Genomic DNA, 10,024 nt, shown 5'->3' on the forward strand with positions numbered 1-10,024 from the left:
GTCCTCCGAGCCGATTATTTGTACATCAGATCCAATTGCTGGATATTTAAGGCACCAGACGGCTCAACCCGCCGTACAAAAAAAATGCTGTTCCCATTCCCGGACCATACAGGTCTGGCATCCGTTTCCGTGTTGATCGACACCATGGATAACCGGGTGTTGCCGCTTCCTGACACATCCATCACCCAGATCTCCGATTTTGGACTCACATATGCGATGTACTGACCGTTTTGAGACCAGGCCGGCATTCTGCCCTCGGCCAATTTTTCCTCGCCGGTTCCGTTCCTGATTACCGTCATGATGTGTCGTTTGCTGTTTGGTCCAGTACCGTATGAACGGGAGAATGTCAACTGCTTCCCATCCGGCGACCACGCGGGCTCAAGTGCATGATCGATGACTTTCTCCGCCTCGGAACCATCTGTCTTCATGACCCACAACTCTCCGTCTTCATGTGACTTTCCATCCGCCTGCAGCTTGGTTCTAATGAATGCCAGATAGTTGCCGTCTCTGGAATAGGCGGGCTGAATGTCGGCAAATCCCGGTGGCGGAAAAGTAAGGGCCCGCAGCTCACGGGTGCGGAGCGATACCGTAGCGATTGTAGCCCGATCCTGAGCACGAACGCTGATTGCAATCATGGATCCATCCGGGGCAAAAGACGGGTCCCGGTAACTGCCGCCTGAAGGAGGCGAAAGAAGCTCCTGGCTGGATCCGCTGCTCAACCCGTGTATCCAAATGGTGTTATTTCGCTCATAAGCCATAAACCGCATGTCGCTTGATACAGATGGGGATGGCATCGTTGATGAATCAGCATTGAGAGTCAGCAATTGACGCTGTTGAATTACGTCTACATTTTTCACCTGTGACTCGCCGGGTCCTGCTGACAGGTTGTAAGCCAGAATACCCAACAATACAACCCCCGCTGTCACTGCGGGACCCAGTTTCCACAGCTGCTTCCGCTGATTGTCCGGGTCCGGGGAGCGGGGCCGGTCACCGGCAGCCTCTGCGATTTCGGTCAACAACTGCTTTCGAAGTTTCGCCCTCAGCAGCTCATTGGTATGGATCGATTCCCTGAGGGATGACAAGTCTTTGGCCAATTGCGGCGGAAGAACATGATCCTGATCCCACGGTTCGTTATTCATCGCGCTCCCTCCTTTCTTCGTCCTCATACATTTCTCGAAGTTTGCGAATTGCCCTGTACAGCAGCGTTTTTACAGCCCCTTCCGATTTGTCGAGAACGGTGGCGATTTCGCTGATCTTCAGTTCGGCGATATACTTCATCGAAACCACATCCCGGTACTCATCCGGCAATTGTTCCAGCATCTGGTGCAAAGTTCTGGTGTTTTCGTTCACCATAAGCGCCTCTTCCGTCTGCCATTTGCCGTCCGATATTTCACCGTCCAGCTCCTGGTCAGCCGTTAAGGTGCGTCCTTTTTTCCTCAGATAGTCCACGTAAGCGTTTTGCGCCACCCGAAAAATCCACGGCCCGAAATGCCCGGAAACCCCATCCCGGCGACAGGCTTCAAAGGCTTTGGTAAATACAACCGCCGTTACGTCGTCCGCGTCCCAATAGTTTCCGATCCGGTACCGCAAATACCGGTTCACCTTGTCAAAGTATTCGTCGTACAAAGACGCAAACTGTTCCGATGGGTCGGGAGGGAGCTGGTTCGCTTCAACGATTCCTTCCTCCTTGCCTGTCGACGCCCATCGTTTCTTTCTGCCGGAGAACAACCGGATCCCTCCTCTCGCCTTCATCCTGTAAAACGCACGACACCGGAAATAGTCACAGGTTCTATGAAAAAATTTTTTCGGCCATTAAAAAAAGGTGCTGAGCACCCTTCAATCATAAAGCATATTTGCACATTGGGGTCTGCCAAATAAGTACGCCCCCGCCGAACCGAATCGGCAAGGGGCTCCGATTATTTGACGATAGCTTCCGCCTGTTGCACCTGTTCGTGGGCATGGTAGGAACTGCGCACCAAAGGGCCTGACTCCACATGTTTGAAGCCCCGCTTCATCCCTTCTTCCTTCAGGGCCGCAAACTCCTCGGGAGTCCAGAACCGGACCACCGGCAGGTGCTTCTTCGTCGGCTGCAAATACTGGCCGATGGTCATGATGTCACAATCAACTGCCCGCAGATCGTCCATTGTCTGCAAGACCTCTTCATATGTTTCCCCAACGCCAAGCATGATGCTGGACTTGGTGGGAATGTCGGGCTGCATTTCCTTGGCTCTGCGAAGCAGTTCCAAAGAGCGGTCATACTTGGCTTTGGAACGGACTTTGTCAGACAAGCGCCGAACCGTCTCGATGTTGTGATTCAATATGTCGGGCCGCTCATCCATTACGACCTTCAGGGCATCCCAGTTTGCCTGGAAATCGGGAATCAGCACTTCCACCGAACACAAGGGACGCTTCTCTCTGATGGCGCGAATCGTTGCGGCAAAGATTGACGCACCGCCATCCAGCAGGTCATCCCGGGCCACCGACGTGACAACTGCATGCTGCAGCCCCATAATCTCCACCGATTCGGCAACCCGTTGCGGTTCCTCCCAGTCGAGTTCCGTGGGCAGGCCGGAGGTAACCGCACAAAACCGGCAGGCCCGGGTGCAGACGGAACCGAGTATCATAAAGGTCGCTGTCCGGTTTGCCCAGCATTCGAAAAGATTGGGGCATCGCGCTTCTTCACAGACGGTGTGAAGCCGGTTCCCCCGCATCAGCTTCTTCAGTTCGGAAAAGTTCTCATTTGTACTGAGCTTGATCTTCAGCCAATCGGGACGGCGAAGAGGTTTGTTCGACGCAGGTTCCGGGTCGTTCAAAATGTTGAGCTCTTCCATTATTGACACCTCCGTAGAGTCCCGTGGCCGACTGCTGCTAGTACAGATTCACACTGCTTCCGTCAAAGGATTCCAGACGCTGCTTGACAGCGGCCAGGAAATTGCCGCAAACCAGCCCATCCAGCACTCTATGGTCGAATGACAGACACAGGTTCATCATGGAACGGATGGCAATGGCATCGTTCTCCTCCAGCACGACGGGACGTTTCACTATTGATTCCATAGACAAAATAGCCGCTTGGGGCGAATTGATGATCGGCTGGGACAGAATGGACCCAAAAGCCCCTGTGTTGTTCACGGTAAACGTACCGCCCGATATGTCATCCGGCGTCAGTTTGCCTGCCCGGGCTTTCCTTGCCAGATCATGGATTGCTTGGGCAAGCCCCAGAATCGACATCCGGTCTGCATCCTTGATTACGGGTACAAACAGGGCATCGTCCGTTGCCACCGCAATCGAGATGTTGATTCGTTTCTTAATGATAATCTTATCGCCGGCCCATGTCGAGTTCAAGATTGGAAATTCTTTCAGAGATTCCACTACCGCCTTGATGAAGAACGGCAGGAAGGTGAGGGAAATTCCTTCTTTCTGCCTGAAGGAATCCTTCACCGCTTCCCGGTATTTGACCAGGTTGGTAACATCGGCTTCCACAATGGTCCAGGCATGGGGTGCCGTATACTTGCTTTCCGCCATTCGTTTGGCAATGGTTTGGCGAACCGGAGTTACAGGCACTTCCAGATCTCCATTGTCAAGAGTTTGTGCATTCGCCGCCAAATTCAAACTTGCCGGAACCACTTGATCCACGACAGGCGGTTCTTGAACTTGCGATGGTGCTTGAACTTGAGGTAATTTTTGAACATGGCTGCCAGAAATATGGGCCAGTACGTCTTTGCGGGTGATGCGTCCGCCGGCTCCAGTGCCTTTGATTAAGGACGGGTTCAAATTGTGCTCTTGCAGCAAATGCATGACAGCCGGCGAAAAACGGACCCGCCCGGGAGAAACCGGGATCACCGGCTTTTCCGTCGGACTTGAAACTGTTGGTTCCGTTCCTGTTCCCGCTTCTTCAATTACGGCAATAACGGTGCCAACGGGGACAGTTTCCCCTTCCCCAACCAAAACTTTTGCCATTACCCCCTCAAAGTCGGATGGTACTTCGGCGTTCACCTTATCGGTAATCACTTCACAAATCGGATCGTATTTATTGATCTTGTCGCCGGGACCTTTGAGCCACTTGGCGATCGTTCCTTCCGTCACGGATTCGCCAAGCTGGGGCATCTTGATCTCTGCCATGCCGTACCCTCCCTCTCACAGGATGATTATCTCCGATCAACTTAGAATTCTGCCAATTTTCGCATGGCATCCGCAATCTTGGCGGGATTCAACAGATAGAACTTCTCCAACGGCGGGCTGTATGGCATCGCCGGAATCTCGGGACCGCACAAGCGCTGAATCGGGGCATCCAGATCGAACAACGCTTCTTCCGATATCATGGCTGACACTTCGGCACCTATGCCGCCAAATTTGTTATCCTCGTGAACAATCAGCACTTTCCCCGTTTTTCTGGCCGCAGCAAGAATGGTTTCCACATCCAGTGGCTTGAGACTTACCAGATCGACCACATGCACGGAGATTCCTTCCTGTGCAAGCTGCTCTGCTGCTTCCAAACAGAAATGAACCATTAACCCGTAGGTGATGACGGTAATATCCGTACCTTCCCGCTTCACATTCGCTTTTCCGATGGGAAGCACATAATCGTCTTCCGGAACTTCCCCTTTAATCAAACGATAGCAGCGTTTGTGTTCAAAGAACAGAACGGGATCCTCATCGCGAATTGCTGCCTTCAACAGTCCCTTTGCTTCATAGGGAGTGGAAGGAGCCACAATCTTAAGTCCCGGTACATGGTGAAAAAGTGCCTCCACGCTTTGGGAATGGTAAAGTGCTCCATGCACACCGCCGCCATACGGGGCCCGAATGGTGATGGGACATGTCCAGTCGCCATTGGAGCGGTAGCGAATCCGGGCCGCCTCCGATACGATCTGGTTGTAGGCGGGCATAATAAAATCGGCAAACTGAATTTCGGCAATCGGGCGCATGCCCACCATGGCGGCACCCACCGCGACACCGACAATCGCCGACTCGGCCAGCGGTGTATCCATAATCCGTTGTTCGCCAAATTTCTCAATCAAACCGGCGGTTGCCCGAAACACGCCCCCGCGGACTCCAACGTCTTCGCCCAGGACAAACACCCGCAGGTCTTTCTCCATTTCTTCCGCCATCGCATCCGTTATCGCTTCAATATACGTCTTGATCGCCACGTTCCCGTTCCCCCTTAGTCGGCGTACACATGCAGCAGCGCGCTTTCCGGTTCGGCATAAGGCGCTTTTTCCGCCGCTTCCGTCGCTTCGTTCACTTCTTTCATCACGCGCTCCTCGAACTGTTGGGCCAGTTCTTCCGTCAGGAATCCTTGCTGCATCAGGTACTCCCTGAACTTCAGGATCGGGTCTCTCTTCTTCGCCTCTTCCACTTCTTCCCGCGAACGGTAGCTGCGGTCGTCATCGTCGGAGGAATGCGGAACCAAACGATAGGTCTTGGCTTCAATCAAAGTGGGCCCCTCCCCTCTGACGGCACGTTCCCGCGCTTCCTTGAACACCCGATAGACTTCCAGCACGTCGTTTCCGTCAACGATTACGCCGGGCATTCCGTACCCCAAAGCACGATCAGCCACATTTTCACAGGCCAACTGCTTGCTGATCGGAACGGAAATGGCGTATTTGTTGTTCTCCACGTAAAAGATTACCGGCAGCTTGTGAACACCCGCAAAGTTGCACGCCTCGTGAAAATCCCCCTGGTTGGTTGAGCCTTCGCCAAGGGAAGTAAATGCCACTGTTTGCTCCCCGCGCATTTTGGCCGCAAGGGCAATCCCCACCGCATGGGGAACCTGTGTCGCCACTGGGGAGGACCCCGTTACAATGCGGTATTTTTTTCCGCCGAAATGTCCCGGCATTTGCCGCCCGCCCGAATTGGGATCTTCAGGTTTGGCAAAAGCGGCCATCATCGTGTCCCTTGCCGTTTGGCCGAACACCAGAACAACACCTAAATCCCGATAATAAGGACAAACGTAATCGTTTTGTCTGTCCAAGGCATAAGCGGCTCCAATCTGGGCAGCTTCCTGCCCCTGGCAGGAAATCACAAACGGAACCTTTCCTGCACGGTTCAGCAGCCACTGGCGCTCATCCAGACGCCGTGCCAGCAGCATGTAAGAATACATCTCCAGCAATTGGTCTTTCGACAGACCTAACTCTTCATGCTTGTTCATATTTCTGCCTCCCTCACGGAGTTAAGTTCTTTATACGTGGAGCGCTTTTCCGTCCACTGCCAGTGCCGCTTCCCCTATAGCCTCCGCCAAGGTCGGGTGGGGATGGATTGACATTGCCACTTCCCATGCGGTTGCATCCAGTACCATGGCAAGCCCCGCTTCCGAAATCATATCTGTTGCATGCGGCCCTACCATATGCACACCCAACAAATCGTTGGTCCTGGCATCGGAAACAATCTTGACAAAACCGTCAACTTCACCGTTAACCAGAGCCTTTCCGATGGCGCGGAAGGGGAAGCTGCCGACCTTCACCTCATGGCCGCGTTCTCTGGCTTGCTTCTCGGTTATCCCCACGCTGGCCACCTCCGGACGGGAATAAGTGCAGCGGGGAACATGATCGTAATTGATCGGATGGGGATTCAATCCCGCTATTTTCTCGACCGCCACGATTCCTTCGTGAGCGGGCCACATGGGCCAGCTGCAATCCTCCGATTACGTCACCAATGGCAAATATATTGGATTCTGCAGTCTGCATATAGGAATTCACCTGAATGATTCCCCGGTCGGTTTTTACTTCGGTCGCTTCCAGCCCAATATTGTCAGATGCCGCTTCACGCCCTACAGCCACCAGAATTTTCTCGGCATGCAGGGTTTCTGTTTTCTCGCCTTGTTGTACCTGAACCGATACGCCCTGCTCTCCGATTTCCACCGTTTCCGGCAAGACTTTGGCAGAAGTCAAGATTTTCATTTTGCGTTTCTTGAAATTGCGTGCCAGTTCATTTGCCGCTTCTTCATCTTCCAGAGGCAAAATGTGCGGCATGTACTCGACAAGAGTGACTTCACAGCCAAAATCATTGAGCATCGAAGCCCATTCCACGCCGATAGCCCCCGCCCCGATGATGATGATGGATTTCGGCACCTCTTCCAATTGCAAAGCATGGTCGGAGTTGATGATCCGGTCACCGTCAAAAGCAAGACCGGGAAGCGCTTTGGGACGAGAGCCGGTGGCGATGATCACATTGTTTGGTGTCAGAATCTCCGATTCCCCATCCTGACGCTCGATCCGAACCGCACCCGCCCGGGGCGAAAAGATGGATGGCCCCATTACGCGTCCAAAGCCCTCGATCACAGGTACATTGTTCTTTTTCAGCAGATGCTGAACCCCTTTGTGCAATTGGCTGACAACCTTGTCTTTACGTTCCATCACCTTGGCGAAGTCCAGTGACACATCAGCCGTCAGGACGCCGAATTCATTCATTTTTTTTGCCGTTTGGTACATTTCCGCACTTTTCAACATTGCTTTGGAAGGCATACACCCTTTGTGCAGGCAGGTTCCTCCCACTTTTTCCTTCTCGACAACCGCAACCTTCAGTCCCAGTTGAGCGGCGCGGATGGCTGCCACATAGCCGCCGGTTCCGCCTCCCAAAATCAGGATGTCATATTGGTCTGCCATAAGTACCCCCAAACTTCACCCAGCAAAGTGACGGAATTCAGAAGCTGTTCATCCGATATTTGGCTGGGGATCTGAAAAAGTAAGATATTATTTCTGCAAAAGGTTCCGTTCGTTCATCAGGAAAGTGCTGCGTGAACGGCGCAATGCTTCGATTCTTTTCTCAGCCAAGCGATCGGCCGCTTTGTAGGTGGGAATCCCTTCTGCCTTGGCAATTTGATACACATTGAGCAGAATGTTATAGATGTTTTCCACTTTTTTTCTGGCCCGATCGGCATTGTACCCTTCCAGTTCATCCGCCACATTGATCAAGCCGCCTGCATTTATGACATAATCGGGGGCATATAGGATGCCGAGCTCTTCCAGGCGATCCCCGTGCCGCTCCTCTTTTAGCTGGTTGTTGGCCGAACCCGCAACGATTTTGCATTTGAGCTGGGGGATTGTTTCATCGTTAAGAACCGCCCCCAATGCGCAGGGCGCAAAGATATCGCACTCTACCCCAAATATGGCGGATGGCGACACAACCTCAGCCCCGAACTCGTTGCGCACCCGGGTCAGGTTTTCCTCATTGATGTCTGTTACTATCAGCTTGGCTCCCGCCTCATGCAGGTGTTTGCAAAGATAATATCCGACGTTTCCGACACCCTGAACGGCAACTGTTTTGCCTGCAAGCGAATCGGAGCCAAAGGCTTCCTTGGCGGTAGCTTGAATCCCGCGAAAAACTCCAAGCGCCGTCATGGGAGACGGGTTGCCGGAGGAACCGAAAGCTTCCGAAACACCAGTTACAAACCGGGTTTCCTGATGGATGATATCCATGTCATGGACGGTGGTGCCCACGTCTTCGGCAGTGACATACCGTCCGTTCAGCCCCTGTATATACCGGCCCAAGGCACGAAACAGAGCTTCGCTCTTGTCAGTTCTCGGATTGCCGATCACGACAGTCTTTCCCCCGCCCAGATTCAAGCCGGCTGCAGCCGCTTTATACGTCATTCCTCGCGCCAAACGCAAAGCGTCTTCTATTGCATCCGATTCTGATGCGTATGTCCACATCCTGCAGCCCCCCAATGCAGGTCCCAATGTCGTGTCATGGATGGCAATGATCGCTTTCAAGCCGGAAGCTTCGTCCTGACAAAACACGAGTTGTTCGTAGTCGTATTGCTGCATGTACTCAAAAATTTGCACTTTCGAGTCCCCCTTGAGCTGAGATGGTGAAATGGAAGAACGATAAGTCTGTGAGAAAGCCTTTGGCACAATATTATATGCAAGTAACGTGCCAACACTAAAATGACAGCGCTTACAATGTGTATCCCTATTCAATTTTGAAAAATATGTGAAACTTTCTTCATCGTTATGAACAAAATTTCATGAAATAAATTTCATGTGTACTTACACTTTGATATTGAACTTTTCCAGCTTGTTGTACAGATGCCGCACGGAGACTCCCAGCATCTGTGACGCTTTCGTTTTGTTTCCCGAAGCCGCATGCAAGGCTTTCAGTATATGGTTTCGTTCAACCTCGGACAATACCGCGTCAAGTGTTTGAACAGTTTCTCCCTGGTCTGTCCACCCCTTCTTGGATTCTTGCTGCTGTCTGTGCTGTTGAAGTTCCGGCAGGTGTTCCGCTTCAATGACAGTTTCCGTAAATTGCATATTGATGATGGCGCGGCCGAGGACGTTTTCCAACTCCCGCACATTGCCGGGCCAATCGTACTGCATCAGCCGGGCCAGGGCACTTTCAGAAATCCTTTCCACATTCCGTCCGTATTCCTGATTGAACTTGTGAATCAGCCTCATGCAAAGAGCAGGCAAATCCTGTTTGCGGGTCCGCAAGGGCGGAATCACTATGGGCAAGACGTTCAGGCGGTAGTAAAGATCCTCCCGGAAACGTCCGTTGCGTATTGCCTGTTCCAGATCCACATGTGTGGCGGCAATCACCCGCACATCCACAGAGACAGGTTTGGAAGAACCGACTCGCAGGATTTCTTTCTCCTGGAGCACGCGCAAAATCTTTGCCTGGGTGCTGACCGACAGTTCTCCAATCTCATCAAGGAAAATGGTTCCGCCCGAAGCCTCTTCAAACAACCCCTTCTTTCCTCCGCGTACGGCGCCGGTAAATGCCCCTTCCACATACCCGAACAATTCGCTTTCGAGAAGTGTCTCCGAGATGGCGGCACAGTTTACCCGCACAAACTGGTTATATCGCCGGACCGAGTCGCTGTGAATGGCGTGAGCAAACATTTCCTTCCCGGTTCCCGATTCTCCCCGGAGCAGAACGGTAGCAGGAGTTTGGGCCGCAACTTTCGCCTGCTCGATGGCCATCTGCATTTCACCGGATGTCCCAATGATATCGTCAAACGTGTATTTTGCCTCCAGTTTGCGGATCAGCTTTTTGGCTTGGTCCAGTTCTTCGGTCAATTTTTTGATTTCTG

8 protein-coding genes and 1 pseudogene are annotated in these 10,024 nt (G+C 52.6%); all 9 read right to left on the reverse strand.

Going from position 1 to position 10,024, the window contains the following annotated elements; translation table 11 throughout:
* Window positions 1-14: 14 nt before the first annotated feature.
* The gene (locus EFBL_RS19005) at window positions 15-1,139 is read right to left on the reverse strand and encodes a TolB family protein (RefSeq protein ID WP_165912458.1); all 1,125 of its coding nucleotides are present in this window, start codon (window positions 1,137-1,139) and stop codon (window positions 15-17) included.
* A complete protein-coding gene (locus EFBL_RS19010) occupies window positions 1,132-1,728 on the reverse strand; it encodes an RNA polymerase sigma factor (RefSeq protein ID WP_165912459.1) in 597 nt (198 codons plus the stop codon). Before EFBL_RS19010 ends, EFBL_RS19005 begins: the two co-directional genes overlap by 8 nt.
* 188 nt (window positions 1,729-1,916) lie before the next feature.
* Window positions 1,917-2,831: a lipoyl synthase gene (gene lipA / locus EFBL_RS19015; RefSeq protein WP_096184102.1), complete on the reverse strand. Its 915-nt coding sequence runs from the start codon at window positions 2,829-2,831 to the stop codon at window positions 1,917-1,919.
* A 37-nt stretch (window positions 2,832-2,868) separates the two neighbouring features.
* Window positions 2,869-4,119, reverse strand: a complete 1,251-nt coding sequence (locus EFBL_RS19020; protein ID WP_096184103.1) for a dihydrolipoamide acetyltransferase family protein — start codon at window positions 4,117-4,119, stop codon at window positions 2,869-2,871.
* A 41-nt stretch (window positions 4,120-4,160) separates the two neighbouring features.
* Complete coding sequence (locus tag EFBL_RS19025) at window positions 4,161-5,144, reverse strand: alpha-ketoacid dehydrogenase subunit beta (RefSeq protein ID WP_096184105.1); 984 nt, start codon at window positions 5,142-5,144, stop codon at window positions 4,161-4,163.
* 14 nt (window positions 5,145-5,158) lie between these two features.
* Window positions 5,159-6,145 (reverse strand): thiamine pyrophosphate-dependent dehydrogenase E1 component subunit alpha, encoded by a 987-nt coding sequence (locus EFBL_RS19030; RefSeq protein WP_096184107.1) that lies wholly within the window; start codon window positions 6,143-6,145, stop codon window positions 5,159-5,161.
* Window positions 6,146-6,175: 30 nt separating this feature from the next.
* Window positions 6,176-7,598: pseudogene (gene lpdA / locus EFBL_RS19035) on the reverse strand (dihydrolipoyl dehydrogenase).
* 87 nt (window positions 7,599-7,685) lie between these two features.
* Window positions 7,686-8,759 carry a Glu/Leu/Phe/Val family dehydrogenase gene (locus tag EFBL_RS19040; RefSeq protein WP_096184217.1) on the reverse strand — a complete coding sequence of 358 codons (1,074 nt, stop codon included), beginning with the start codon at window positions 8,757-8,759 and terminating at the stop codon, window positions 7,686-7,688.
* Window positions 8,760-8,981: 222 nt separating this feature from the next.
* A partial coding sequence (locus EFBL_RS21565; RefSeq protein WP_231705893.1) for a sigma-54 interaction domain-containing protein occupies window positions 8,982-10,024 on the reverse strand: 1,043 nt, incomplete at its 5' end.

The organism is Effusibacillus lacus, from assembly GCF_002335525.1.
Lineage (GTDB): Bacteria > Bacillota > Bacilli > Tumebacillales > Effusibacillaceae > Effusibacillus > Effusibacillus lacus.

What these genes read in the sequence shown, in the direction of transcription:
- EFBL_RS19005 (WP_165912458.1), bottom strand. Translation starts at nt 1,139, where the DNA reads ATGAATAACGAACCGTGGGATCAGGATCATGTTCTTCCGCCGCAATTG.
- lipA (WP_096184102.1), bottom strand. Translation starts at nt 2,831, where the DNA reads ATGGAAGAGCTCAACATTTTGAACGACCCGGAACCTGCGTCGAACAAA.
- EFBL_RS19020 (WP_096184103.1), bottom strand. Translation starts at nt 4,119, where the DNA reads ATGGCAGAGATCAAGATGCCCCAGCTTGGCGAATCCGTGACGGAAGGA.
- EFBL_RS19030 (WP_096184107.1), bottom strand. Translation starts at nt 6,145, where the DNA reads ATGAACAAGCATGAAGAGTTAGGTCTGTCGAAAGACCAATTGCTGGAG.
- EFBL_RS19040 (WP_096184217.1), bottom strand. Translation starts at nt 8,759, where the DNA reads ATGCAGCAATACGACTACGAACAACTCGTGTTTTGTCAGGACGAAGCT.